This window comes from Gammaproteobacteria bacterium (assembly GCA_029884425.1).
GTDB lineage: Bacteria > Pseudomonadota > Gammaproteobacteria > S012-40 > S012-40 > JAOUHV01.
The window spans coordinates 1-24615 of sequence record JAOUHV010000019.1 but is presented as its reverse complement, the minus strand read 5'-3'; the positions used below and the strand labels follow the sequence as shown (position 1 = coordinate 24615).

General features: G+C 54.7%; 23 protein-coding genes and 1 pseudogene. 19 read left to right on the top strand and 5 right to left on the bottom strand.

Annotated elements, in window-relative coordinates:
• Positions 1-6: 6 nt before the first annotated feature.
• Positions 7-330, bottom strand: coding sequence for a ferredoxin family protein (locus tag OEW58_07005; protein MDH5301093.1), 324 nt, complete (start codon positions 328-330; stop codon positions 7-9).
• A 64-nt stretch (positions 331-394) separates the two neighbouring features.
• Entirely contained in the window at positions 395-2977 is a 2583-nt protein-coding gene (gene mutS, locus OEW58_07000; protein ID MDH5301092.1) for a DNA mismatch repair protein MutS, read from the bottom strand.
• A gap of 543 nt (positions 2978-3520) precedes the next feature.
• Between mutS and OEW58_06995 the strand changes: the two genes are divergently transcribed.
• Entirely contained in the window at positions 3521-4948 is a 1428-nt protein-coding gene (locus OEW58_06995; GenBank protein MDH5301091.1) for a PAS domain S-box protein, read from the top strand.
• A gap of 9 nt (positions 4949-4957) precedes the next feature.
• Here the strand turns inward: OEW58_06995 and OEW58_06990 are convergent, their stop codons facing one another.
• Both OEW58_06990 and OEW58_06985 read right to left on the bottom strand, forming a co-directional pair.
• A complete protein-coding gene (locus tag OEW58_06990; GenBank protein ID MDH5301090.1) occupies positions 4958-5770 on the bottom strand; it encodes a sulfurtransferase in 813 nt (270 codons plus the stop codon).
• A 111-nt stretch (positions 5771-5881) separates the two neighbouring features.
• The gene (locus OEW58_06985) at positions 5882-6658 is read right to left on the bottom strand and encodes an inositol monophosphatase (GenBank protein MDH5301089.1); all 777 of its coding nucleotides are present in this window, start codon (positions 6656-6658) and stop codon (positions 5882-5884) included.
• 89 nt (positions 6659-6747) lie between these two features.
• Here OEW58_06985 and OEW58_06980 point away from each other — a divergent pair, with 89 nt between their 5' ends.
• From OEW58_06980 to iscX, 10 genes and pseudogenes are all read left to right on the top strand, one after another.
• Positions 6748-7527 carry an RNA methyltransferase gene (locus tag OEW58_06980; protein ID MDH5301088.1) on the top strand — a complete coding sequence of 260 codons (780 nt, stop codon included), beginning with the start codon at positions 6748-6750 and terminating at the stop codon, positions 7525-7527.
• Between the two features lie 18 nt (positions 7528-7545).
• On the top strand, positions 7546-8328 hold the full coding sequence (cysE, locus tag OEW58_06975; protein ID MDH5301087.1) for a serine O-acetyltransferase: 783 nt from the start codon (positions 7546-7548) through the stop codon (positions 8326-8328).
• A 130-nt stretch (positions 8329-8458) separates the two neighbouring features.
• Positions 8459-8941: a Fe-S cluster assembly transcriptional regulator IscR gene (gene iscR / locus OEW58_06970; GenBank protein MDH5301086.1), complete on the top strand. Its 483-nt coding sequence runs from the start codon at positions 8459-8461 to the stop codon at positions 8939-8941.
• 30 nt (positions 8942-8971) lie between these two features.
• Positions 8972-10114 carry a cysteine desulfurase gene (locus OEW58_06965; GenBank protein MDH5301085.1) on the top strand — a complete coding sequence of 381 codons (1143 nt, stop codon included), beginning with the start codon at positions 8972-8974 and terminating at the stop codon, positions 10112-10114.
• Positions 10115-10143: 29 nt separating this feature from the next.
• Positions 10144-11361, top strand: a complete 1218-nt coding sequence (locus tag OEW58_06960) for an IscS subfamily cysteine desulfurase (protein ID MDH5301084.1) — start codon at positions 10144-10146, stop codon at positions 11359-11361.
• A gap of 13 nt (positions 11362-11374) precedes the next feature.
• Positions 11375-11697: pseudogene (iscA, locus tag OEW58_06955) on the top strand (iron-sulfur cluster assembly protein IscA).
• A gap of 12 nt (positions 11698-11709) precedes the next feature.
• On the top strand, positions 11710-12246 hold the full coding sequence (gene hscB, locus OEW58_06950) for a Fe-S protein assembly co-chaperone HscB (protein ID MDH5301083.1): 537 nt from the start codon (positions 11710-11712) through the stop codon (positions 12244-12246).
• A gap of 14 nt (positions 12247-12260) precedes the next feature.
• Positions 12261-14132: a Fe-S protein assembly chaperone HscA gene (hscA, locus tag OEW58_06945; GenBank protein MDH5301082.1), complete on the top strand. Its 1872-nt coding sequence runs from the start codon at positions 12261-12263 to the stop codon at positions 14130-14132.
• A gap of 2 nt (positions 14133-14134) precedes the next feature.
• Complete coding sequence (gene fdx, locus OEW58_06940; protein MDH5301081.1) at positions 14135-14473, top strand: ISC system 2Fe-2S type ferredoxin; 339 nt, start codon at positions 14135-14137, stop codon at positions 14471-14473.
• A gap of 7 nt (positions 14474-14480) precedes the next feature.
• Positions 14481-14675 (top strand): Fe-S cluster assembly protein IscX, encoded by a 195-nt coding sequence (gene iscX, locus OEW58_06935; protein ID MDH5301080.1) that lies wholly within the window; start codon positions 14481-14483, stop codon positions 14673-14675.
• Positions 14676-14741: 66 nt separating this feature from the next.
• Here iscX and OEW58_06930 read toward each other — a convergent pair whose 3' ends face one another.
• Positions 14742-17189 carry a right-handed parallel beta-helix repeat-containing protein gene (locus OEW58_06930; GenBank protein MDH5301079.1) on the bottom strand — a complete coding sequence of 816 codons (2448 nt, stop codon included), beginning with the start codon at positions 17187-17189 and terminating at the stop codon, positions 14742-14744.
• A 394-nt stretch (positions 17190-17583) separates the two neighbouring features.
• Between OEW58_06930 and ndk the strand changes: the two genes are divergently transcribed.
• The 8 genes from ndk to der all read left to right on the top strand — a co-directional run.
• The gene (ndk, locus tag OEW58_06925; GenBank protein MDH5301078.1) at positions 17584-18015 is read left to right on the top strand and encodes a nucleoside-diphosphate kinase; all 432 of its coding nucleotides are present in this window, start codon (positions 17584-17586) and stop codon (positions 18013-18015) included.
• A 36-nt stretch (positions 18016-18051) separates the two neighbouring features.
• Entirely contained in the window at positions 18052-19149 is a 1098-nt protein-coding gene (rlmN, locus tag OEW58_06920) for a 23S rRNA (adenine(2503)-C(2))-methyltransferase RlmN (protein MDH5301077.1), read from the top strand.
• A gap of 12 nt (positions 19150-19161) precedes the next feature.
• Positions 19162-19923 carry a type IV pilus biogenesis/stability protein PilW gene (pilW, locus tag OEW58_06915; GenBank protein MDH5301076.1) on the top strand — a complete coding sequence of 254 codons (762 nt, stop codon included), beginning with the start codon at positions 19162-19164 and terminating at the stop codon, positions 19921-19923.
• A gap of 54 nt (positions 19924-19977) precedes the next feature.
• Positions 19978-20601 carry a helix-turn-helix domain-containing protein gene (locus OEW58_06910; GenBank protein MDH5301075.1) on the top strand — a complete coding sequence of 208 codons (624 nt, stop codon included), beginning with the start codon at positions 19978-19980 and terminating at the stop codon, positions 20599-20601.
• Positions 20602-20664: 63 nt separating this feature from the next.
• On the top strand, positions 20665-21936 hold the full coding sequence (gene hisS / locus OEW58_06905; GenBank protein MDH5301074.1) for a histidine--tRNA ligase: 1272 nt from the start codon (positions 20665-20667) through the stop codon (positions 21934-21936).
• A 21-nt stretch (positions 21937-21957) separates the two neighbouring features.
• Positions 21958-22596, top strand: a complete 639-nt coding sequence (locus OEW58_06900; protein ID MDH5301073.1) for a tetratricopeptide repeat protein — start codon at positions 21958-21960, stop codon at positions 22594-22596.
• A 1-nt stretch (position 22597) separates the two neighbouring features.
• Entirely contained in the window at positions 22598-23818 is a 1221-nt protein-coding gene (gene bamB, locus OEW58_06895; GenBank protein MDH5301072.1) for an outer membrane protein assembly factor BamB, read from the top strand.
• A gap of 33 nt (positions 23819-23851) precedes the next feature.
• Positions 23852-24615: ribosome biogenesis GTPase Der (der, locus tag OEW58_06890; protein ID MDH5301071.1), on the top strand; the 764-nt coding region annotated here is incomplete at its 3' end.

Genomic DNA, 24615 nt, shown 5'->3' with positions numbered 1-24615 from the left:
ACGAGGTTAACGTTCGATGTACTGCATTTTGTTGGTCTTGCCGTCCCATTCTTTGGCGTCAGGCAGGGCGTCTTTTCTCTCGGTGATTACCGGCCAGAGTTTGGCAAGTTCGGCGTTGAGTGCAATGTAGGCTTCCTGGCCGGCAGGCACGTCATCTTCAGAGAAAATGGCACCGGCGGGGCATTCAGGTTCGCACAATGTGCAATCAATGCATTCGTCAGGATCAATGACGAGAAAGTTGGGGCCTTCGTGGAAGCAGTCCACCGGGCACACTTCAACACAATCGGTATATTTGCATTTGACGCAGTTGTCAGAGACGACGTAGGCCATTCTTTACTCCTGATTTTTTTTGCGTGCCGCTATTTTAGTGAGAATGTGGGGCGGCTGCGACACTTTATTTTTTCATCAACGCCTGCAGGCTATAGAGCGCGTTGATAGCGTCGCGCGGCGTCATGTCGTTGATGTCCATTTTTTTCAACGCGACCAGCGCAGGCGATTCCACCGGCATGTCAAACAACCCCAGTTGCTGCTGTACCGGTGCACTGATCACGGCGGGTTGCTGCACGGCCTGATTTTCCAGTTGATGCAGGCGGCGTTTGGCCATGTCCACCACCACTTGCGGCACGCCGGCCAGGCTGGCGACGGCCAGACCATAACTCTGGCTGGCAGGGCCTTCCTTCACCGTGTGCATGAAAACAATTTTGTTGCCGTGTTCCACTGCTGTCAAATGCACGTTGGCGATGCTGGGGTGTTCTTCGGGCAGGGTGGTCAGTTCGAAATAGTGAGTGGCGAACAGGGTGAACGCGCGCACGTCTTGCGCCAGATGTTCAGCACAGGCCCAGGCCAGTGACAGGCCGTCGAAGGTTGAAGTGCCGCGACCGATTTCGTCCATCAGTACCAGACTTTCGGCGGTGGCGTTGTGCAGGATGTTGGCGGTTTCGGTCATCTCCACCATGAAGGTCGAACGACCACCGGCCAGATCGTCCGATGCACCGATGCGGGTGAAAATTCTGTCCATCGGGCCGATTGCGGCGCTGTCGGCGGCGACATAGCTGCCGATGTGCGCCATCAATGCGAGGATCGCAGTCTGACGCATGTAGGTCGATTTACCGCCCATGTTGGGGCCGGTGATGATCAGCATGCGGCGTTGGTCGTGCAGTTCCAGATCGTTGGGCACGAAGGGCTCGGACAGTACCTGTTCGACCACAGGATGACGACCCCCTTTGATCACCAGTCCGGGCTGGCTTTGCAGTTGTGGCTGGCACAGTTTCAGCGTGGTGGCGCGCTCGGCCAGATTGTTAAGCACGTCCAGTTGCGCCAAGGCTTCGGCGGTGGTTTGCATTGCTGCCAGCGGCGGCTGTAACTGTTCGAGAATGGCATCGTACAGTGCTTTTTCCTTGGCCAGTGCGCGCTCTTTGGCACTGAGGACTTTGTCTTCGAAAGTTTTTAATTCCGGCGTGATGTAGCGCTCGGCACCCTTCAGGGTTTGGCGGCGCTGGTAGTCCAGTGGCACCTGATCGGCGCGCACTCGGGACAATTCGATGTAGTAGCCGTGAATGCGGTTATAGCCAACTTTCAGTGTGCTGATGCCGGTGCGTTCGCGCTCGCGGGTTTCCAGATCCACCAAAAACTGATCGCTGTTTTCACGCAGCAGGCGCAGTTCGTCCAGCTCGGCATCAAAGCCGGCGGCGATGACGCCGCCGTCGCGAATCACTACCGGTGGATTGTCGATAATCGCCGCCGACAGCAGGGCGAAAACATCGGCGTGCAGATCCATGTCCTGTTGCAGTTGTTGCAGCAGCGGTGAATCCAGTTCGGTCAGATGCGCATGAATCTGCGGCATCAGTCCCAGCGTGTCGCGCAGCACCGCCAAATCGCGTGGACGGGCGCTGCGTAACGCGACGCGGGCGAGGATGCGTTCGATGTCACCGACGCTGCGCAGGGTGTCGAAAATTTCCTCAAAGCGGCTTTGCTCCAGCAGGGTGTCGATGGCCTGATAACGTTGGCGCAAAATGGCGTGCTGGCGAATAGGTTGGTTGATCCAGCGTCGCAACAGGCGGCCACCCATGGCGGTGGCGGTGTTGTCCAGCACCGAGGCCAGGGTGTTGCTGGTGCCGCCGTTCATGTTGATTTCCAGTTCCAGATTGCGGCGGGTGGCTGCATCCAGGTTGATGGCGTCGTCCAGGCGCACGGTGCGCAGACCGCGCAGATGCGGCAGGGCGCTTTTCTGCGTGTCCTTGACGTATTGCAGCAAACAGCCGGCGGCGGCGACGGCGCTGTGCAAATCCTCGCAACCAAAGCCGGACAGATCCTTGGTGTTGAACTGCTGGTTCAGTTGGCGTTGGGCACTGTGCAGATCAAACAGCCAGGGTGGCTGTTTGCGCAGGCCGGGGCGTTTTTGCAGGATGACTGGCAGGCTCATCTCTTCGCTGACCAGCAATTCGGACGGACGCAACCGCTCGATTTCCGCCAGCAGTCCTTCCTCGGTGTCAGTTTGCAACACATAGAAACGACCACTGGCCAAGTCCAGACTGGCGACGCCGTAGTGCGTACCGTCAAAGTACAGCGCACCGAGCAGGTTGTCGCGGCGCTCTTCCAGCAGCATTTCGTCGGTGACGGTGCCGGGCGTGACCACCCGCGCCACCTGACGTTCGACCGGGCCCTTGGAGGTGGCCGGATCGCCGACCTGTTCGCAAATGGCGACCGATTCGCCCAGGCGAACCAGTTTGGCCAGATAGGGTTCCACCGAATGATACGGTACGCCGGCCATGGGGATGGGTTCACCGTTGGATTCGCCGCGCGCAGTCAGGGTAATGTCGAGCAGACGCGAAACCTTGCGGGCATCGTCGAAGAACAGCTCGTAAAAATCGCCCATGCGGTAAAACACGATGGTGTGAGGGTAGTCGGCCTTGATGCGCAGGTACTGCTGCATCATTGGAGTGTGGCCTTTGGTCTTTTTGCTATCGACGACTGACATGGCGTGAAATTTATCGAAATAGTTTTAATAAACAGAGGGTTGCTGCGTGATCGCAGAAAATACCCGCCAGCGAGGGGGCAATTATATCGCAGACGCGATGGTGGGGAGGTGAATTATGGTGTGGGTGACAAAAGATCTTCCCAGCACTGCATAGTCCTTGATGTTGTATTGGTTTGGCCGTCGATCGTTACTGATTCTGGTTGATAGATTGGATTTTTACCTTGTTTTCGGTTAAGTAAATCTAATGAAGAGCGTACATGGGGCTAAAGTCGGTGGATTTTATACATTGCGGGTGAGGCCGATTTTGGGTGATTGCCCGTGATGTTGGAAGGAATGAGATTGCTGAAAATCGACAGTTCGCTGGAATAAGCGATGGATGTGATCGGCAAGTCGCTTGAAATCATGCTGTCGGCGCAGAAAATAAAAAAAATAAATGTGGCCAAACAGGCTTGATGTATTGCCGACAAGGACGTTTCGTGGCCGTTAGCAATAATGTTTGCGTGGTTGTGCATGGATGGAATTACGCAGGCAAGGGGGCCACTGATGGCAATAGCATTGAATCGAAATAAAAACTCTGTCTTAGGGCTGTTTTTGCTGGTGATTCTGATTCCACTGTTTCTGGTTTCTTTTGGCTTTTGGCAATATCACCAAAAATATGAGTCGGACATTGAGTTCCTGCAGCGAGAACGGCTTGGCTTGCGTGAGATTCAGCGTCTGTACGGCATGATGCTGATGCTGCAGAAAATCCGAGGATTGGATAATCTCTACAGTCTTGCTGGCAACGGGCGGCTTTTGCCGACGATAGTCGAGCATTCTGATCGTTTGCGAGCGGCGATACGTGCCGGCGTGCAGGCACCACAAATCAGTGCGCTAGGGCTCGATGGTGAGTTGGCCGAGTGGGGAAAAAATGTCTCGAGTCTGTTAGTTGAAGCCGGTCAGTCGCGCTCCAACACTCCTGCGTTTGATCGCTACAGTCAGTTGGTTGGTGAGATGCAGCGGCTGATTGTCCAGGCAGCGGATCGCTCTAATCTGACCTTGGATGGACAGTTGGAGTCGTTTTACCTGGTTAATGCGGCGGTTCATCGCATTCCTGTCATGACTGAACAGTTGGCTTCGATTCGCGGGCTGGTGTCGCCGCTGGTGGGGCAAACTCCCCCCGTATCGGTTGTTCGCGCTATTGAGGCACACAGGGCAATTTTACAAAATGAAACTCACAGATTGACCCGCATGCTGCAACAGCATTTGCGTGATACGCCTGGACAGTATCTGCGGGTTTTGGAAAACCTATCCCAGTTGGCAGGCGGGCTGGATGATTTTTTGAAACAGGTGGCGTTGGTACAGCAGGGCGGAGTTGTGCCAGGAACGCCAACGTATTTTTTTAATGAGATCAGCAAGTTTGTCGACGATATTCAGCAGTTGCACCAGCAGGTTGTTGATGATGCAGATACGGTGCTGAGCGACAGGATTGTACAGTTGCGCAGACAGCAATGGGAGGGTGAGCTGGGATTTGGCTTGGCTTTACTGACCATGCTGGGCAGCGCTGCAATTTTTTACCGAAACAATCGGCGGGTCATGCGGCAGCTCAGCCAATCAGAGGATGAGTTGCTGTATTTTAAGCGCTCGCTGGATCGAGCGCAGGATGGTGTGTTTATGTTTGCACCAGCGTCGTTGGAATTGTTGTATGCCAATGCCAGGGCGATGCAGCAGCTAGGTTATCAAAATGACGATGTGCTGCAGATGCGCGCTTTTGAGCTGATGGTGGAATTCAGTGAGGCGCAGTTGCGAGAAAAAATCTCACCCTTGTTGAGCGGCCAACAGCAGAGTATGAGTTTCGAAACTCACTATCGGCAGCGTGATGGGCATCTTATTCCTGCAGAAGTCGTTATGCAGTACTTTGCACTGCATAACGACGAAGGGCGTTTTGTGGCGATTATGCGCGATATTGGTGAGCGCAACCGCGCGGAGGCGTGAAAAAGAGTTTTACTCAATCGGGGTGTCGTTCTGATTGCCCCAGTCTGACCAGGAGCCGGGATAGCCACGCAGTTTGGTAAATCCCAGATGTCTGAGCACGGCAAACGACAGCGCTGAACGGTGATGGCTGTGACAGTAAACAATCACTTCGAGTTCGGGATGGATGCCTTTGGCGGAGAACATGGCCTGTAATTCAGTCAGTGGTTTGAGCTGCAGGGCGTTGTTGCGATCCAGGGCATCGGTCCATTCGATATTGACGGCACCAGGAATATGACCACCGCGTGCGGCGCGCACGTCGGTGCCGGCGTATTCTGCGGGGCTGCGGGCGTCGAGGATACGCACCGATTTGTCACTGAGGTGGTTCTGGATGTAGCTGCGCTCGGCGATCACCGACGGATTGCTGAATGTCAGCGGGTAATGGCTGTGTTCGATGGGCTGGCTGTCGGTGCTCAATGGCAGTTTGGCGGCTTTCCAGCTGTGGATGCCGCCGTCCAGCAGGGAGAGTTTGCGATGACCGGCTGCTTCCAGCGTCCACAACAGGCGGGCTGCTTTGCCGCCGCCTTCGTCGTCACAGGCCACGACCCAGCTGTTTGGTGTGATGCCCAGGCTGCTGAAAATCTGGCTGAGGTGTTCAGCTGACGGCATCAGGCCGAAGGTCGGCGGCGTGTGGCGGACGATCTGGCCGTAAGGCAGATGGCGAGCGCCGGGAATGTGTCCCTGCGCGAACAATTGCGGATCGCACAGATCGATGATGACCAGATCGGTTTGTTGGAGAACAGCGTGCAGTGCCTGGGGGCTGATGATGTACGGCGCTTGGCTCATGGAGGCTCCTGTGCAGGTCGCGGTTTTGATGATCGCGGAATTGTACAGGGAATCGTGGGGGATGGGCAGAGCGCGCGGCTCGTCGGCTGACGAGCCGCGAAAAATCGATGATTATGCGTCGCGCAGGCGCTTGAGCATGATTTCGTGCAGGCGCAGGTTGGACGCCAGCAGGTCGCCGCTATCCAGGAAGCTGTCCGTGCCATCAATGTCGGTTACGGCGCCGCCGGCTTCGCGCACGATCAGTGCGCCAGCCGCCATGTCCCAACGATTCAGGCCCAGTTCCCAGAACGCGTCATAACGACCGGCGGCCACGTAGGCCAGATCCAGTGCTGCCGAACCTGGGCGACGAATGCCAGCAGTGTCGGGGATCAGAGCTTTGAGCGTCTTGAGGTAGCGATCCAGGTCCTGGTCTGGACGGAACGGGAAACCCGTGCCCAGCAGTGCGCCACGCATGGTTTTGCGTGCGGTAACCCGGATGCGGCGGTCATTGAGCTGGGCACCGTTGCCACGGTAGGCCATGAACATTTCGTCCTTGACCGGGTCGTACACTACGCCCAGTTCCAGCTTGCCTTTGTGCAGCATGGCGATGGACACGGAGAACTGCGGAATGCCGCGTAAAAAGTTGGTGGTGCCGTCCAGGGGGTCAATGATCCACTGGAAATCGCCCTCGCCACTGGCGCCGCTCTCTTCAGCAAGAATGGCGTGGTCGGGGTAGGCGCGGCGAATCACATTGATGATTTCCACTTCCGCACGTTTGTCGACTTCGGTAACGTAGTCGTTGGCCTGCTTTTCTGAAATATTCAGAGTGTCTATGTGATTGACTGAGCGTAAAATCACTTGACCGGCACTGCGGGCCGCGCGGGTTGCGATATTCAGGGTGGGATGCATCACGTTTCTCCGGGATTGTTACATTGCGGCTATCGCTGCGGGCCGCGTATTTTAGGGCTTACGCTTTCTGATAGCAATCTAAGGGTTTTATGAATTTTGTCAGCAACATCCGTGTGGTCATGATTGAGACCAGTCACCCCGGTAATATCGGCGCGGCGGCGCGAGCCATGAAAAACATGTCACTGCACCGGCTGGTGCTGGTGAATCCCAAGCAATTTCCGGCGGAAGAGGCCACGGCGCGGGCTTCCGGCGCAGATGATCTGCTGGCGACGGCGCGGGTGTGTGCCTCGCTGGACGAGGCGGTGGCTGATTGCCAACTGGTGATCGGTGCCAGCGCCCGGCTGCGCAGCGTCGAGTGGCCGCAGCTGGATGCCCGCGAATGTGGCCAAAAGGCAGTGGCCGAGGCTCAGGCCGGGCTGCAGGTGGCGGTTCTGTTCGGCCGCGAGCACTCCGGCCTGACCAACGAGGAGCTGGATCGTTGCCACTATTTGATGCACATCCCGACCAACCCCCATTTCCAGTCGCTCAATGTGGCGGCGGCAATTCAGGTGGTGACCTACGAAATCCAGATGGCGTCATTGGCGGCGCAGCCGGCCGAGGCGGTGGACGAGGAGCTGGCGGATGTGGCGCGCATGGAGGGCTACTTCCAGAACCTGCAGGTGACCATGCAGGAATTGGGGTTTATGGATGAAAGTAATGTCAAATTGATGCGCCGACTGCGCCGTTTATACCAGCGCGCCCGTCCCAGCTTGACCGAACTGGACATCCTGCATGGTATTCTCAGCGCCGCCAAAGGGAAAAAGTACCAGTGGATGAAAGATCGACTGGACTTGTTAAACAAAGAAGTTGACCATATAACTAAGAAATAGCGGTAAAGACGGAATTTCATGTTTGCACGAATCCGAGAAGACATCCGTTGCGTATTTGACCGTGATCCGGCGGCGCGCAACAGTTTTGAAGTATTGACCACCTACCCTGGGCTGCACGCGCTGTGGGCGCACCGCCTGGCCAACTGGTTCTGGCGGCACCGGCTGCTGTGGTTGGCGCGGTTTATTTCCGGGGTGGGGCGCTGGTTTACCGGAATCGAGATTCATCCGGGCGCGACCATAGGCCGGCGATTTTTTATCGACCACGGCATGGGGGTGGTGATCGGCGAGACGGCGCAGATCGGTGACGATGTCACCTTGTATCATGGCGTGACCCTGGGCGGCACGTCCTGGAAAAAGGGTAAACGCCACCCCACGCTGGGTAACGATGTGGTGGTCGGCGCGGGCGCCAAGGTGCTGGGGCCGATCGAGATCGGCACCGGGGCGCGGATTGGCTCAAACGCAGTGGTGGTCAAAAGCGTACCTGCGGCAGCGACGGTGGTCGGTGTGCCAGGACGAATTGTCGCTAAAAAGCCAGAAATGGATGAAAAGCGCCAGAAAATAGCCGCGAAAATCGGCTTTGATGCCTATGGCACCACGCCGGACATGCCGGATCCGGTGGCCCACGCAGTGAACGCCATGCTGGACCATATTCATCTGATGGATGAGCGAATGGAGCAGATTTGCCACGCGCTCAAGGCCATAGGTGCTGAGGTGCCGGAAGGGCGCATGCCGGAGCTGGACTCGTGCAGTATCGACAGTCCTGAAGGTCAGGGCTCGGTCCAGGATGAGACGCTGCGCTGAGTGCGAAGAATCGGGTTTAATTTCACTTGAACTCGAAGGGTTAAAAAATTGACAAGTTTAGTCAGATAAGCAACAATAAGCATAGTTAAACAGAGTGCGAAGTTTCGCAAAAAACCTTAGAGAGAAGACTATGCGATTGACGACAAAAGGCCGCTACGCGGTCACCGCAATGCTGGATCTGGCAATTAACTACAACGAAGGTCCGATCACTCTGTCGGATATTTCCAAGCGTCAGGGGATCTCTTTGTCCTACCTGGAGCAGTTGTTTTCCAAGCTGCGTAAGCGCGGCCTGGTGGACAGCGCCCGTGGTCCTGGCGGTGGTTACCGTCTGAGCCGTGGTTCCGACGAGATTTCCATCGCTGAAGTGATTGCCGCTGTGGATGAGAGCATTGACGTGACCCGTTGCGCCGGCAAGGGCAACTGCCAGGGTGACGGCAACTGTCTTACCCACGAACTGTGGTGCGACTTGAGTGGCCAGATCCAGAGTTTCCTGAATAACATCACGCTGGGCAAATTGGTAGCCAATCGCGGTGTGCAGGAAGTGGCACTGCGCCAAAAAGAGCGCGTGATCAATGGTGAAGGTAACGCACAACAGGCGGCGGTAAACAGCTAATCGCCGCACCCTGATTGCGAGGGTTGCGCCATGACGGTTTACCTGGATTACAACGCGACAACGCCGGTGGATTCGTTGGTGTTGGAGGCGATGTTGCCGTTTTTGCAAACGCTCAGTGCCAATCCGTCAGCGGTCCATGCGCCAGGGCGACAAGCCCGCGCCGCGATGGATGTGGCCCGTGAACAGGTTGCTGCGTTGGTGAATGCACATCCTTCGCAGGTGGTGTTTACCAGTGGTGGCAGCGAGGCGAACAGTCTGGCTATTCTGGGATGCGCGCGCGGCATGGGCTTTTCGCACATTGCCTGTAGCGCGATTGAACATCCTGCGGTGCTGGAAGCGTGCTACGCATTGCAGCGCCAGGGTGTGCGGTTTGACGAGCTGGCAACCGGTCCCGATGGTTTGTTGCGCCAGTCTGCGCTGCGGACGTCATTGCAACAAGGCTTGGGGTTGTTGTCGGTGATGCTGGCCAACAACGAAACGGGCGTGTTGCAGCAGGTGCAGGAAATCGCGGTCTTGGCGCGAGCGCACGGAGCGGTAGTGCACACCGATGCAGTGCAGGCGCTGGGCAAAATTCCCGTCGATTTTCGTGGCCTGGGCGTGCAGATGATGACGCTATCGGCGCACAAGATTTATGGTCCCAAAGGTGTTGGTGCCTTGGTGATGGACAAGCAGCTAAAGCTGGAACCGCAAATTTACGGCGGTGGTCAGGAAAAAGGGCTGCGGTCAGGGACGGAAAATGTTGCGGCCATTGTCGGTTTTGGCAAGGCGGCGGAAATCGCCAAAGCGAATTTGCAACAAATGACGCGGTTACAACAGTTGCGCGATCAGCTCGAGCAAGGGTTGATGCAACTTGGCGGCGTGGTGGTTTTTGCCAGACATGCAGACCGCTTACCTAACACCAGTTTTTTCAGCGTTGCCGGCATTGACGGTGAAACGCTACTAATGAATTTGGATCTGGCAGGTTTTGCCGTATCGAGCGGTTCAGCCTGTGCCAGCAAAAGTGAACAACCTTCGCATGTGCTGATGGCCATGGGGGTTGAAAAAGACATCGCTCGTGGCGCGATCCGCGTCAGTTTAGGGCGGGCAACCAGTGCTGACGACATTCATGCTTTTTTACAGGCGCTGCAGCAGCAAATCTCCATGCTGCGTTCCCTGTCGGCAGTGTTGGTTTAGATGAAGACTTTGATGGAGTAACGCAAGAAATGAAGTTGCCAATCTATCTGGATTATTCTGCAACAACGCCAGTTGATCCGCGTGTCGCAAAAAAAATGATGGAATACCTGACGCTGGATGGCCAGTTTGGTAACCCTGCGTCGCGCTCACATGCATTTGGCTGGGCGGCTGACGAAGCGGTGGAAACCGCTCGTAAAAATGTCGCTGATCTGATTAATGCCGATCCGCGTGAAATTGTTTGGACTTCTGGCGCAACCGAATCAGACAACTTGGCGATCAAGGGCGCAGCCCAGTTCTATCGCAAAAAAGGCAAGCACATCATCACCTGCAAAACCGAGCACAAAGCGGTTTTGGATACCTGCCGCCAGTTGGAGCGCGAAGGTTTTGAAGTAACCTATCTTGAGCCCGAAGCCAGCGGCTTGATCGACCTGAACAAGCTTGAAGCCGCGATGCGTGACGACACTGTGCTGGTGTCCATCATGCACGTCAATAACGAAATTGGTGTGGTACAGGATATTCGCGCGATTGGCGAAATGACGCGTTCTCGCGGCATCATTTTCCATGTTGATGGCGCGCAAAGTGCGGGCAAGGTAGAGATCGACATGGAAACCATGAAAGTGGATCTGATGTCTTTTTCCGCACATAAAATTTATGGCCCGAAAGGCATTGGTGCGCTGTACGTGCGTCGTAAACCACGGGTGCGTTTGGAAGCGCAAATGCACGGCGGAGGTCACGAGCGTGGTTTGCGCTCGGGTACGCTGCCAACGCATCAGATCGTTGGTATGGGCGAAGCATTTCGATTGGCCAAAGAAGAAATGGCCAAGGATAACACTCACATTACAGCACTGCGTGACCGCCTGTGGAATGGCATCAAAGACCTGGAAGAAATCTATGTCAACGGCGATATGGAGCAGCGCATTCCCGGCAATTTGAACGTGAGTTTTAATTTTGTCGAAGGCGAATCGCTGATCATGGCGCTCAAAGATATCGCGGTATCTTCCGGTTCAGCCTGTACTTCATCCAGCTTGGAGCCATCCTACGTGCTGCGTGCCTTGGGTCGCAGCGATGAACTGGCGCACAGCTCGATTCGTTTCACTATCGGTCGCTTTACGACCGCCGAAGAAGTTGATTACACCGTAAAACTGGTGCGTGAAAAAGTGGCCAAATTGCGGGATATGTCGCCATTGTGGGATATGTACAAGGAAGGTATTGATCTGAATTCTGTACAGTGGGCGGCACATCATTAACGGAGGTAAAGTTATGGCTGTGACAATGACGGTTGCCGCTGCTGAGCGGGTAAAGAAATTTCTCACCAATCGTGGCAAAGGCGTGGGCTTACGTTTGGGCGTTAAGCCTAGCGGCTGTTCCGGTATGGCGTATGTGCTGGAGTTTGTCGATCAGGTGGAAGAGACGGATGAAGTCTTTGAAAGTTATGGCGTGAATGTCATCGTCGATAAGAAAAGCCTGCTGTACATCGACGGTACCGAGCTGGATTTTGCCAAGAGGGGTTGAATGAAGGTTTCAAATTCAACAATCCTAACGTCGCCGGCGAGTGTGGCTGTGGCGAAAGCTTCACCGTTTAATTCGATTTATCGATGATACAGCACGAGAAAAATTATTTTGAGCTGTTAGGTGTTTCTGCCAGCTTTGACTTGGATGTCGCTGTGCTCAGCGAAAATTATCGCGCGGTTCAGCGCGCCTTGCACCCTGATCGTTTTGCCAATTCTTCTGAAAAAGAGCGCCGCCTGTCCGTGCAACATGCAGCACGGATAAACGATGCCTACAACACCCTGAAATCTCCATTGTTGCGATCGGTCTATCTGCTGGGGTTGCGAGGCGTTGATGTGCAAATCGAAAGCAATGCCAATATGGCGCCGGCGTTTTTGATGGAACAGATGGAGTTGCGCGAAGCATTGGATGATGCAGCAATGGCTGGCAGTACGGATCAAGTGCAGACGCTGCTCGAGCAGATTGATGCCAGGGAGCGTCAACTGCACAAAGAGTTGAGTGCAGGTTTTGAAGAAAACAGCGATGCTGCACTGCAGCGGGTTGCGCTGAATGTTCGTAAACTACAATTCTTTAGCAAATTAAAACACGATGCTGAGCAGGTCGAGGCTCAGTTAGACGAATAAATACGGTTTACCTCATGGCATTACTGCAAATCTCTGAACCAGGACAAAGCGCGGTTCCGCACCAGCGCAAATTGGCTGCGGGCATCGACTTGGGAACCACCAATTCGTTGGTGGCGAGTGTGCGCAGCGGCGTTGCCGAAACCTTGCCTGATGCGACTGGGCGGCATATTTTGCCCTCGGTGGTGCACTACGCAGCAGGTCAAACGACCGTGGGCCACGAGGCATTGGCCGTCGCTGTTCAGGACCCGCTAAACACGATTGCATCGGTGAAACGCTTCATGGGGCGTGGACTGGATGATGTTGTGACGCTGGGTGAACAGCCGCCTTATGAATTATTGTCCGGCGAAAGTGGCATGTTGCGAATTCGCACCGTGGCCGGCGATGTTAGTCCGGTCGAAGTGTCGGCGACCATTCTCAATCAGTTGCGCGAACGTGCGGAGCAAACACTCGGCGGCGATTTGGTTGGCGTAGTGATAACTGTGCCGGCTTATTTTGATGAAGCGCAGCGTCATGCGACCAAGGATGCGGCGAAGCTGGCGGGTTTGAATGTGCTGCGTTTGTTGAACGAGCCCACCGCAGCGGCAGTCGCTTATGGTTTGGATACCCGTGCCGAGGGCGTGATTGCTGTCTACGACTTGGGCGGCGGTACGTTTGATATTTCCATTCTGCGTTTGAACAAAGGCGTGTTTGAAGTGTTGGCCACTGGTGGCGATTCTGCGCTGGGTGGTGATGACATGGACAGGCTGGTGGCGCAGTGGATTATGCAGCAAGCGGGTATCAAAGGTGATGAAGGTCATCAGTTGATGCGCTTGGTGTTGCAGCAGGCGCGCGCCGTGAAAGAAATGCTGACCGATGTTGCTGTTGCGCCAATTTCGTTGCAACTGGCGGAATTTTCCTGGCAAGGTGAATTGACGCGTGTGCAGTTAAATCAGTTGATTGAGCCGTTGATCAAAAAGACGCTGGCTCCGTGTCGTCGTGCGCTGCGTGATGCAGGTGTGAGCAAGGACGAAATTGCAGAAGTGGTTTTGGTGGGTGGTTCAACGCGGGTGCTGGCTGTTCGCGAAGCAGTGCGTGAGTTTTTTGGTCGCGATGCTCTGGTCAATATTGATCCGGATAAAGTGGTGGCCATTGGTGCTGCGCTGCAAGCCGACGTGCTGGTGGGCAACAAGTCTGATGAGGAAATGTTGCTGCTCGATGTGATTCCCTTGTCGCTGGGACTTGAAACCATGGGTGGTTTGGTGGAAAAAATTATTCCCCGCAATACCACCATTCCAGTGGCGCGGGCCCAGGAATTTACCACGTTTAAAGACGGCCAAACCGCCCTGGCGGTGCATGTGCTGCAAGGCGAGCGCGAAACAGTGGGGGATTGTCGCTCACTGGCGCGATTTGAATTGCGCGGTATTCCGCCGATGGTGGCGGGTGCGGCGCGTATTCGTGTGACCTTTCAGGTGGATGCCGATGGTTTGCTAGGCGTCAGTGCGCGCGAGATGATTAGTGGTGTAGAGGCAAGCATCGTGGTCAAGCCGTCGTATGGTTTGACGGACAGTGAAATCGAAACCATGCTGCGTGATTCTTTTGCCCATGCGGCGGAAGACATGCAACAACGCAAATTGCGGGAACAACAGGTTGAGGCCGATCGCGAAATTGAAGCATTGACCTCGGCGCTGGCCGAGGATGGTGAGCGATTGCTGAGCGCCGATGAGCGGCAGCAAATTGATGCTGCACTGGCTGCGCTAATTGCACAACGCGCCGGCAGCAATGCTGATGCGATTAAGGCTGCGATTGTTGACGTGGAGCGGGTCTGTGCAGACTATGTTGCGCGCCGCATGAATTCGAATATTCAAAAAGCCTTGGCTGGGCACAAGCTCGAAGAATTTAGAGGGTAGTTATGCCGCAGATTATTGTGTTGCCACACGAGGAATTGTGTCCCAATGGCACAGTGGTTCAGGCCGAAAAAGGCGAAACCATTTGCGATGTATTGTTGAAAAATGACGTGGATATCGAGCATGCTTGTGAGAAATCCTGCGCTTGCACAACCTGTCATGTCTATATTCGTGAGGGAATGAATTCCTTGAACGAAGCCACCGAGACAGAAGAGGATTTGCTCGACAAGGCTTGGGGCTTGGACCCAGACTCCCGTTTGAGTTGTCAGGCGAAGGTGGGTGATCACGATCTGGTGGTCGAGATTCCCAAGTATACGATCAACATGGTATCGGAGCGTCACTAGAGGGCTTATGAACTGGACAGACTCGTTGGAAATAGCGATTGCGCTGGATGAAAAATATCCCGACGTTGATCCGCGTTTTGTGCGGTTTACCGATTTGCATGCCTGGGTGTGTGAGTTAGAGGAATTTGATGATCAGCCTGAGCGCTCAGGTGAGAAAATTCTCGAAGCCATTCAGATGGCGTGGATTGGCGAACGCGATTAAGCAAATGTCGCAGATACAAAAAAGCCCGGCATTGCCGGGCTTTTTTGTTTTGCCATGACTGCGTTGCTATGGGCGCTGGTAGTGACCGATGGTTAGAGCGTCCGTGCAAACCTCGCCGACGGAGCAGTAACCATTGCTGTTGCCCAGGCCATCGTACAGGTGATCGACTTTGGCAGGTTGGTAGTTGAACTCAACAGGATTGACGTTGTTGTCGTCGAAACCGGCAACGTATTTCGCCAAGGTGTTGTTGCTGTTCTGGCTGGGGAAGGAGCTGTTTGCCTTGAGGCTCCAATCCACCAAAACGCACGGTTCGCTCTGCGTAGTGCATTCGCCGCCGCCCAGGTCGGCATTCAGGTCAAAGGTTCCGCCAACCCAGCGTTTGCCGTCGTTGATGCCAAAGTTGATGTTGCCGTACTGCTCGGAGAGCCCGGTGGAGCCAACGAACACATCCGCCATGCTGGCTGGGTTGACGACAGCGAGGCCGGCGGGGCAAACACTGCCACTGTCGATGATGCAGTTGCCAGTGCCGTTATGCGCAATTTCGCTGCGGTTAAACCGTAGTGGCGAATAGGCGAATGCGGTTGTTGCGACGACGCCGCCGCCAGAGTTCAGGGTGATAAACGAACCGTTGATGGTGTTAAGCAGCAAGTTATCTGTTGCGCGGATGCCGGCTCCGGCATTGTTTACGCTGGTGAATTGGCTCACGTAGTTAAATGATGCACCAAAGGCGGCAGCATTGCTTTTACTGAAACGCAGGCCATCGCCACCGTTGGATGAAGCGGTGCTCAGGATAATGTGATTATTTTTTGTGTCGCGCAGCTCGATACCATTGCCGCCATTGTTATCCGCACGAACATTTTCCAGCATGTTGTCAACTTGTGCGTCGAAAAGTTGGTCTGTCTTGGTGATGAATAGGCCATTCTGGAGATTGTTGGTCAAAACCACATTGCTCAGCGCGTTGAACTTACCGTCAGTAATCTGCAGGCCATGGCCATTGGCGTTGTTAATATTGATTGTGCCGCCACTGCGCGTGTTGGTGGCGTTGTCCAGTAATATGCCGCTGCCATTGCTGAAGGGAATTCTGATGTTGTGCAGAATGGCGTAGTTGGTACTGCCGAGCGTGAGCGCAGCTTCATTGTTGCTGGCGCCAATAAATTCGCCCTCAACCCATAGATGGGGAGTGAGCAGATTGACATTGCCCACTAGTTTCGTTCCGGCAGGGATGACTAAGCTGATGTTGCTGATGCTGCCGATGTTGTTATTGTCGACTGCGGGGGTAGAGAATCGTGAAATCCCCATGTCAACGTAAACATAAACATGGCGACCTGCAGACAACAAACTACTGCTGGTCAGGTTGATCGTGTTGGGCCACCACACAGACAGTGCACTGCTGTAGGTTTGGTTGTTCTGTTTAAGCGTGATTTTGTTGCTGCGCCAAGCCGCTGAACTGTTCTCGATCGGATTGGCGACTTGCACATTGAGCAGATCGCGCAGACCCTTGCCAGCGGCAAAGCCGGTGGAAATAGCCTGGATGCCTGATCCGTCGGCTTTGGTCTGACAGATCCAGGTGAATGCAGACAGGGCATCAGTGATACTGACGCCAGCGCAACTAGTAAGGTTGCTGGTTTCGTAAACACGGTAGATGCCGCCATGGAAACAGCCCGAGTTGACGGTATTGTCGCAGAGGGGGAGGGGGCCAGGAGTATTTGGATCAGCTTTGGGCTGAAGACGGTCGTTCCAGTAGGGGGCGTTGGCAAAGTACGGAGTAACGTCAGAACAATTTACGACGATGCTGGGCGCGGTTAAACCCATGATGAACGTGCCGGTGCCGGTACAAACCTGCTGGGTGTTCTTGACTTCAACTATGTAAGTTTGGCCATTGATGACCGGGACGTTGGTAAACGTGGCGCTGTTGGCAGCCGCAGTGAAAGTGAGGGTGTCAGCCAGATTGCTAAGAGTCTTGTTGGTGACGGTGACGTTGGCGCCGGCGGGCAGTAGTCCATTGACGCTAACGGTAACTTCCAGGGTTTTGAGTGTGGCGAAAAGCGCGCGATCTACCAGATTTTGGCTGCCGTCGTTGTAGAGGTTGCCGGCCAGGTCGGCAACCTTTTTAGATAGCATCACGGCGCCCATTGCGTTATTTCCTAAGAGTGAATTGGTTGGCTTGAACGTCAGCATAAAACTGGTGTCGTCATATTCCCAGTTGCCGACGAGCGTCGTGGGGGTACCGTTGATGGAGACAGTGTTTGTACCGCCCACAAGGACATTGTTGGAGTCTTTGAGCTGAGCGATGTCAATGGCCTCGTCGAAGACGAAGGTGACGTGATCCAGATTGACGCCATCCAAGGTCTTGTTGCCGCCGACGGCTGGTTGGGCATTGATGATGATCGCTGTCAGTTGTGGGGGCGTAACATCGCCGTTGGCGTCCTGTGAAGGATCACCCAGATTGGCCGCACCACAACCCGCTAGCAGTAGTGGGGCAAGCAGACTCAGGACGCTGAGGTTTTTGTACATAGTCAACACTCTGGCTCTATCGCTAAACCCGTGTAAGCTACTTGATAATCCTTTACTGCGCAAGGCGGACCTGTGCGGAGTGAAGGCGCTCCAAACCTTTTAAAATAGGTATAAAATTGCTGGGGTATTATCCCAAAAAACAGATTAACGAACCATTAACAGAGTTGGGTATTTCAATAAAACCCAGTTAAAACAACGCTCTGCCAGGTCGTATTTGCCTATTATTCCAGTGCTTTAATCGGCCTATCCGGGATGGGGATAAGGGAATTTATTGGACTTGGGTCACAGTTTGTCTTGATCGATCAACGAAATAGCACCGTGGCGTTTGCTTGCGCAAGGGTCTGACGATAGAATGACGCGTTTTCGAATTCAGGTCTATTTTGGAGTGAGACAGATGGCGATTGAACGTACTATTTCTATTATCAAGCCCGATGCAGTGGCAAAAAATGTAATCGGTGAAATCTATGCACGCTTCGAAAAGGCGGGTCTGCGCGTTGTGGCAGCCAAGATGGCGCACCTGACCAAAGCCCAGGCGGGCGGTTTTTACGAAGTGCACAAGGCGCGTCCATTCTATAACGATCTGGTGAGCTTCATGACCTCCGGTCCTGTGATGATCCAGGTGCTGGAAGGTGAAAATGCCGTTGCCAAGCACCGCGAAGTGATGGGTGCCACCAATCCTAAGGATGCGGCTCCAGGTACTATCCGTGCGGATTTCGCCTCCAGCATCGATGAAAATGCGGTTCACGGCTCTGACAGCCTGGAAAATGCGAAGAACGAAATTGCATTTTTCTTCAGCGCTACCGAGTTGTGCCCACGCACGCGTTAATTTTTACAGGGCGATAAGCCCAAGAGTGATGTGGCAATGACCGACGTGATGCAGCGAACTAATCTGCTGGATCTCGGCTATGACGATCTGAAGGGCTTCTTTGTCAAAATTGGCGAGAAGCCCTTTCGTTCTACGCAGCTGATTAAATGGATCTACCAGTTGGGTGTGACTGACTTTGAGCAGATGAGCAATCTGTCGAAGGAGTTGCGCGCGCGCCTGACCGAACATGCGGAGATTCGTCCGCCGCAGGTGGTGGTCGATCAGGCGGCCAGTGATGGTACGCACAAGTGGCTGTTGCGCCTGGAGGATGGTAACTGTATCGAGACGGTATACATTCCCGAGGTCAATCGCGGCACGCTGTGCATTTCCTCCCAGGTGGGCTGCATCCTCAATTGTTCGTTTTGTTCGACGGCACAGCAGGGATTTAATCGTAACCTGACAGTCGGTGAAATTATCGGTCAGGTATGGCTGGCAGCGAAAATGCTCGGCCAGTTTGAACCGAACGCGGAACGCATTATTTCCAATGTTGTCTTCATGGGCATGGGCGAACCACTGCTCAATTATGATAATGTGTTAAAAGTAATAGAGATTTTGCTGGATGATAATGCCTTTGGCTTGTCGCGCCGGCGGGTGACCATCAGTACGGCGGGTGTGGTGCCGGCCCTGATGGATTTGCAACGGGATACGGACGTGGCGCTGGCAGTGTCGCTGCATGCAACCAACAACAAGTTGCGTGACGAGCTGGTGCCGCTCAATCGCAAATATCCGGTCGAAATGCTGCTGGAGGCATGTCGCAACTACGTGAAAGATTCCGCTCGTGCTAAAGTGACATTTGAGTATGTCATGCTGGCGGGAGTGAACGACCAGCCGCAGCACGCCCGTGAGTTGATTAAGTTGCTGAAGGGAATTCCTTCCAAGGTGAACTTGATACCGTTTAATCCCTTCCCCAACTCGCCGTATCAGCGCTCGGACGCCGACAGCGTATTGCGATTCCAGAACATGCTCATTAACGCGGGTTATACCACCACGGTGCGTAAAACCAGGGGTGATGATATTGATGCGGCCTGCGGCCAATTGGCCGGCAAGGTTCAGGATAAGACCAGACGCACGATTCGTTTGGCGCAGCAACGATAAAGGGAGCGGGCGATGAAAATCAGATTCGGGCTGGTTGGTGCTTTGGCGATCATGGCGCTCGCTGGCTGTGCGTCGTTGGGGCAAAGCGGGGCTGTTTCGCCTGATGAAGTGGCGCGAACCAATCTGGACGAAGCTGGAAAATATTATCGCCTCGGCCAATACGATGTTGCGCTGGACAAGTTACGCAAGGCCGCCGCGGCCAAGCCGCAGGATAGCCAGATTCATGAGCTGCTGGCGACCACCTATGCCCGCGTCGGCGATTTGAAACAGGCGGAATATTACTACCGCAAAGCCCTGCAATACGTGCCGCGTGAAAGCGCAGAATTTGGCGAATACAGCAACAATTACGGCGTATTCTTGTGCAACAAAACCGATTATTCGGACGCCGAGAGCTATTTTGTGCAGGCGGTGGCCAATCCGTGGTATCGCACGCCGCAGCTAGCCTACGAAAATGCCGGCAACTGTGCCGAGCGCGCGGGGGCAGATGACAAAGCAAAAGAGCTCTATGCCAAAGCATTGGCATTGCAGCCGGATATGCCGCAGTCCTTGCTGGCATTGGCTCGGATGAGTGTGGACCAGCAGGATTACGCTGCCGCTGCGGATTATCTGCAGCGATACGATCAAAAACAGCCGGCTAACGCAGAAAGTGTCTGGTTGGCGGCAAGAGTCGCCAAAGCACGCGGTGAACTTGCCCGCGCAGAAAAAATGGAACAGCGGCTGAAAAGTCAGTTTCCGGCATCGCCCTGGGCGATACAGCTGGCACAGCCTGAATAACAGATGACGTTTTCTGCCGCCGAGCAGAAGGCAAACCGAGGAAGAGAACAGACCATGACAATCAATACCACTGAAGAACGCGCGAATATCGAGCTGGTGACCAGCGAGGCAGCCAACCCGCCTGTCGTCGAAGGCCCTGGCAAGTTGCTGAAAAGTCGCCGCGAGGAAGCGGTTATCAGCGAGATGGATGCCGCATCACGCATGAAAATCAGCGTGCAGCAGTTGCGTGCGTTGGAATCGGACGATTTTGCCAATCTACCGGCTCCTATTTTTGTGCGCAACTTTTTGGCTCGCTACGCAGAAATGCTCAATTTGGATGCGCAAGAACTGGTTCGCATGTACGAAGCTGCCGGCGGTGAAAGCAATCAACCGACCTTGGCGCGCGTGTCATTGCGCGAAAATGTGAATGGCGGCCCGGTGCCGGTTCGCTGGGTGTCGTACGCGCTGGTTGGTGTGGGTGCTCTGCTGGTGGTGTTGTGGGCCTCGACCTTTGGCGAGAATACAGCGACCGAGCAAACCGTCGCAGAACAGGTTGATGTGGCACCTGCCGCGTCTGCTGAGGTAGCGACTGACGGTGCTGCCCAGGTGACGAATGAACTGGCCCTGCCCGCACCAAGCGCTAACAACAGCATCGATAGCGAGGGTTTTGCTGACCTGTCCACCACGGAACAGCAGTAAATCAGATGGCAGCGCAGTTAGAACTGCGCTGCTGCATTTCCGGTGTTTCTTCGGAGTAGTTTGTTGTCAAATCAAATCAAATCCATTCGCGGGATGCACGACATCCTGCCGGAGCATATGCCCTATTGGCACCACTTGGAGTCAGTGGTCGGGCGCGTGCTTGATAACTATGGTTACCAGGAAATTCGTCTGCCTGTCGTCGAAAAAACCGAGTTGTTCAAGCGCTCGATTGGCGAGGTAACGGACATCGTTGAAAAGGAAATGTACACCTTTGAAGACCGCAACGGTGACAATCTCACCTTGCGTCCCGAAGGTACGGCGGGCTGTGTTCGTGCGGCGATAGAAAATGGCATGTTGCACAACCAGACTCAGCGGTTGTGGTACAAAGGTCCGATGTTCCGCCATGAGCGGCCGCAAAAAGGTCGCTATCGCCAGTTTTACCAAATCGGCGTCGAGGTGTTTGGGCTGGCAGATCCGGACATTGATGCCGAACTGATTTTGATGACGCGTCGCCTGTGGAAAATGCTGGGCTTGCTCGACGATGTGACGCTGCAGATAAACAGTTTGGGCTCGCTTGAAGCGCGTGCAGTTTATCGCGATAAACTGGTTGAATATCTCAGTGCGCACAAGGATCAACTGGACGAAGACAGCTTGCGTCGCCTGGAAGGAAATCCCCTGCGCGTATTGGACAGCAAGAATCCACAAGTGCAGGCGGTGGTGCAAAATGCGCCGGTGCTGATGGATTATCTGGATGATGAATCGCGCGCGCATTTTCAGCTTTTGACGGCGCGGTTAGACGCGGCTAAGGTGAAGTACCAGATTAATCCACGTTTGGTGCGTGGTCTGGATTATTACAGTCGCACCGTTTTTGAATGGGTGACGGATCGTCTGGGTGCGCAAGGGACGGTTTGCGCTGGCGGCCGATTTGACGGGCTGGTGTCGTATCTGGGCGGCAAGCCAACACCGGCAGTGGGCTTCGCAATGGGCATGGAACGTTTGGTAGCGATCATGGAAGAAGTTGGTTTGCAGGTGGATGCCGGGCAGCCGCATTTATTTCTTGCCATGATGGGGGATGTCGCTGAGCAGCGCGGAATGTTGTTGGCCGAAGAGTTGCGCGATCGCATGCCGGCACTGCGCTTGCTGGCGAACGCCGGCGGCGGTGGTTTCAAGGCGCAGATGAAGCGCGCCGATCGTTGCGGTGCGCGTTGGGCGTTGCTGCTGGGCGAGGACGAAGTGAGCAGAAACGAAGTGGCGATCAAGCCATTGCGCGGCGAGGGTGAGCAGATTTCCATGTCGTTGGATGCTGTCGCCGAATATTTTTCACAACAAATTTAAACATAGTCAGAGGGCAGACCCGTGGTTGGAAGAACCGATCAAGAGCAAGTTGCAGAACTGAGAGTGTGGTGGGAAAAGTACGGCAAAATCACATTGATTGGCGTCGTGTTTTTGATTTCTGGCGTTGTGGGTGGTCGGGTGTGGATGGATTTTCAGGAATCCGCCAAGGCGCGTGTTTCAGCAGATTACAGCCAGATGATGGATGAGCTGCAGCGTGGTGATGTGGAAGCCGCGGCCAGCCGGGCATCAGCCTTGATTGAAAAGAACAGTGATTCCGGTTATGCGCCGTTGGCTGCATTGGCGCTGGCCAAAATTGAAGCTGAAAAAGGTGAGCTGGATAACGCCAAACTGCGCCTGCAGTGGGCGGCAGATCACGCTGATCAGGTCGAGCTGAAGGCGATTGCCAAATTGCGTTTGGCCAAAGTGCTGTTGGCGCAACAGCAAGTGGATGCAGCGTTGGCGCAACTCGGTGGTGAAGTGCCCGAAAGTTTCCGTTCCAGCTACGCGGTTGTTCGTGGTGATGCGTACGCGCAAAAAGGTGATGTGGCCGCAGCAAGAACGGCTTACCAGACAGCGTTGGACGATCAGGAATTGGCTTCACAATTGCGCTCTCTGGTGCAGATGAAAATAGATAATTTGGGATTGGTGGCGGCGTCCTAAAATGAAAAGACTGGCCCACGCGCTATTGTTGCTGCCGCTGTTGCTGGCCGCGTGCTCTACACCGCCGAAAGACATTGATGTGCACGAACTGTCGAAGTTCGTTCCTGTGTTGCCGCAGGCCAAAGTCAAAGTGCTGTGGGGTGATGAATTAGGTGCGGACCTGGATCAGTATCTGGCGAATCGTCCTCTGGTACACAATGGCCATGTGTACATGGCCGATGCCAGTGGCCAGGTGAGCAGTTATGACCTCGATAGCGGTCGCGTTAATTGGCAGGTTCGTGTGCCAGCACGGTTTTCAGCAGGCCCTTCCCTGGGCGAGGGTATGTTGCTGCTGGGTACCTCCGACGCCAAGATCATTGCCTTGGATCCGCGAAACGGTGATGTGCTGTGGCGCACGGATGTCTCCAGTGAAGTACTCGCGGCACCGGTGGCGGCCAATGGTCGGGTGATAGTTCGTACTGGCGATGGCCGGGTGATCGGGCTGCAGGCCGCCAGTGGCAAACAGTTGTGGGTGTTTGATCGCACTGTTCCCCTGCTGAGTCTGCGTGGCAGCAGCACGCCGCTGCTGGTCAATGACATGGTGGTGGTGGGTTTTGCCAGTGGAAAATTAGTGGCGCTGTCACAGCACGATGGCAAACAAATCTGGGATGTGGCGGTGGCTGTACCGCGAGGCCGTTCGGAACTGGAGCGCATGGTCGATATCGATGCGGATCTGGTATATGCCGATGGCGTGATTTATGTCGCGAGCTACCAGGGACGAGTGACGGCATTGGCCGCCGACAGTGGACGCACTATCTGGACTCGTGAAATGTCGGTTTACCGCAATTTGGTGAAAGACGGCAAACAGCTTTATCTTACTGACACCGAAGGTCAGTTGTGGGCACTGGACGCCAGCAGTGGTGCGACACTGTGGAAGCAGGATTTATTGTCAGCACTGGCAGCGACAGCGCCGGTGGTGATGGGAAACAAACTGCTGGTCGGTGATCGACTGGGCATACTGTATTGGGTCGATAGCAGCGATGGCAGTCTGCTGGCGCAATTGCCGGCAAAAAATGTGATGCAGGCCAGTCATGTGGATGAATTGGCGGATGAACTGGATCATGTGAATGACCAGTTTTGGCCGGACACGGTTGGTATGGCGCATGCCGCCCAAGTGGTCGATGGTCGCATTATCCTTAGTTATCGGCGCGGCGTGATTGCCGTGCTGCAAGAACGTCATTAGGTTCGAATCGGACCGTAAAAAGAGTTTATTACCGTGAAACACGTCATTGCTTTGGTTGGGCGCCCCAATGTGGGGAAGTCCACTCTCTATAACCGACTTACCAAAACGCGAGATGCGCTGGTTGCCGACATTTCCGGATTAACCCGCGATCGCCGCTATGGACGGGCGGAATACGATGACAGGCAATTTATCGTGGTCGATACCGGTGGATTAACTGGCGGCGATGGCATTGATGCCTACATCGCCGAACAGGCAAAACAGGCGATGGAAGAAGCCGATGCCATTTTGTTTGTGGTCGATGGTCTCAGCGGCTTGAGTGCCGGCGATCAAGACATTGCCCAGCAATTGCGCATGCTAAACAAGCCGGTATTTCTAACGGTGAACAAAACTGAACGCCAGGACAAAAATGTTGCCGGCGTGGAATTTCATAGTTTGGGCTTAGGGCAACCGTACGGTATTTCCTCAGCGCATGGCGAGGGCATTTCCGCGCTGCTCGACGAAGTTTTTGCGCAATTGCCGGTCATCGAAGAAACCGAAGAGGATGCAGAACAAGAAGGCGGCGCCAAGGTTGCCGTGATAGGTCGCCCAAACGTGGGCAAATCAACCCTGGTGAATCGCCTGCTGGGCGAAGACCGCGTGCTGGCGTACGACATGCCGGGCACCACCCGTGACAGTATCTATATTCCCTTCGATTACGAAGGTGAGCAGTTCACGCTGATTGATACTGCGGGCGTGCGTCGCAAAGGCCGGATAGACGACAAGATTGATAAATTTAGCGTCATTAAAACGCTGGCTGC

Coding starts and splice junctions, on each gene's coding strand:
- OEW58_07005 (MDH5301093.1), bottom strand. CDS start 330: ATGGCCTACGTCGTCTCTGACAACTGCGTCAAATGCAAATATACCGAT.
- mutS (MDH5301092.1), bottom strand. CDS start 2,977: ATGTCAGTCGTCGATAGCAAAAAGACCAAAGGCCACACTCCAATGATG.
- OEW58_06995 (MDH5301091.1), top strand. CDS start 3,521: ATGGCAATAGCATTGAATCGAAATAAAAACTCTGTCTTAGGGCTGTTT.
- OEW58_06990 (MDH5301090.1), bottom strand. CDS start 5,770: ATGAGCCAAGCGCCGTACATCATCAGCCCCCAGGCACTGCACGCTGTT.
- OEW58_06985 (MDH5301089.1), bottom strand. CDS start 6,658: ATGCATCCCACCCTGAATATCGCAACCCGCGCGGCCCGCAGTGCCGGT.
- OEW58_06980 (MDH5301088.1), top strand. CDS start 6,748: ATGAATTTTGTCAGCAACATCCGTGTGGTCATGATTGAGACCAGTCAC.
- cysE (MDH5301087.1), top strand. CDS start 7,546: ATGTTTGCACGAATCCGAGAAGACATCCGTTGCGTATTTGACCGTGAT.
- iscR (MDH5301086.1), top strand. CDS start 8,459: ATGCGATTGACGACAAAAGGCCGCTACGCGGTCACCGCAATGCTGGAT.
- OEW58_06965 (MDH5301085.1), top strand. CDS start 8,972: ATGACGGTTTACCTGGATTACAACGCGACAACGCCGGTGGATTCGTTG.
- OEW58_06960 (MDH5301084.1), top strand. CDS start 10,144: ATGAAGTTGCCAATCTATCTGGATTATTCTGCAACAACGCCAGTTGAT.
- hscB (MDH5301083.1), top strand. CDS start 11,710: ATGATACAGCACGAGAAAAATTATTTTGAGCTGTTAGGTGTTTCTGCC.
- hscA (MDH5301082.1), top strand. CDS start 12,261: ATGGCATTACTGCAAATCTCTGAACCAGGACAAAGCGCGGTTCCGCAC.
- fdx (MDH5301081.1), top strand. CDS start 14,135: ATGCCGCAGATTATTGTGTTGCCACACGAGGAATTGTGTCCCAATGGC.
- iscX (MDH5301080.1), top strand. CDS start 14,481: ATGAACTGGACAGACTCGTTGGAAATAGCGATTGCGCTGGATGAAAAA.
- OEW58_06930 (MDH5301079.1), bottom strand. CDS start 17,189: ATGTACAAAAACCTCAGCGTCCTGAGTCTGCTTGCCCCACTACTGCTA.
- ndk (MDH5301078.1), top strand. CDS start 17,584: ATGGCGATTGAACGTACTATTTCTATTATCAAGCCCGATGCAGTGGCA.
- rlmN (MDH5301077.1), top strand. CDS start 18,052: ATGACCGACGTGATGCAGCGAACTAATCTGCTGGATCTCGGCTATGAC.
- pilW (MDH5301076.1), top strand. CDS start 19,162: ATGAAAATCAGATTCGGGCTGGTTGGTGCTTTGGCGATCATGGCGCTC.
- OEW58_06910 (MDH5301075.1), top strand. CDS start 19,978: ATGACAATCAATACCACTGAAGAACGCGCGAATATCGAGCTGGTGACC.
- bamB (MDH5301072.1), top strand. CDS start 22,598: ATGAAAAGACTGGCCCACGCGCTATTGTTGCTGCCGCTGTTGCTGGCC.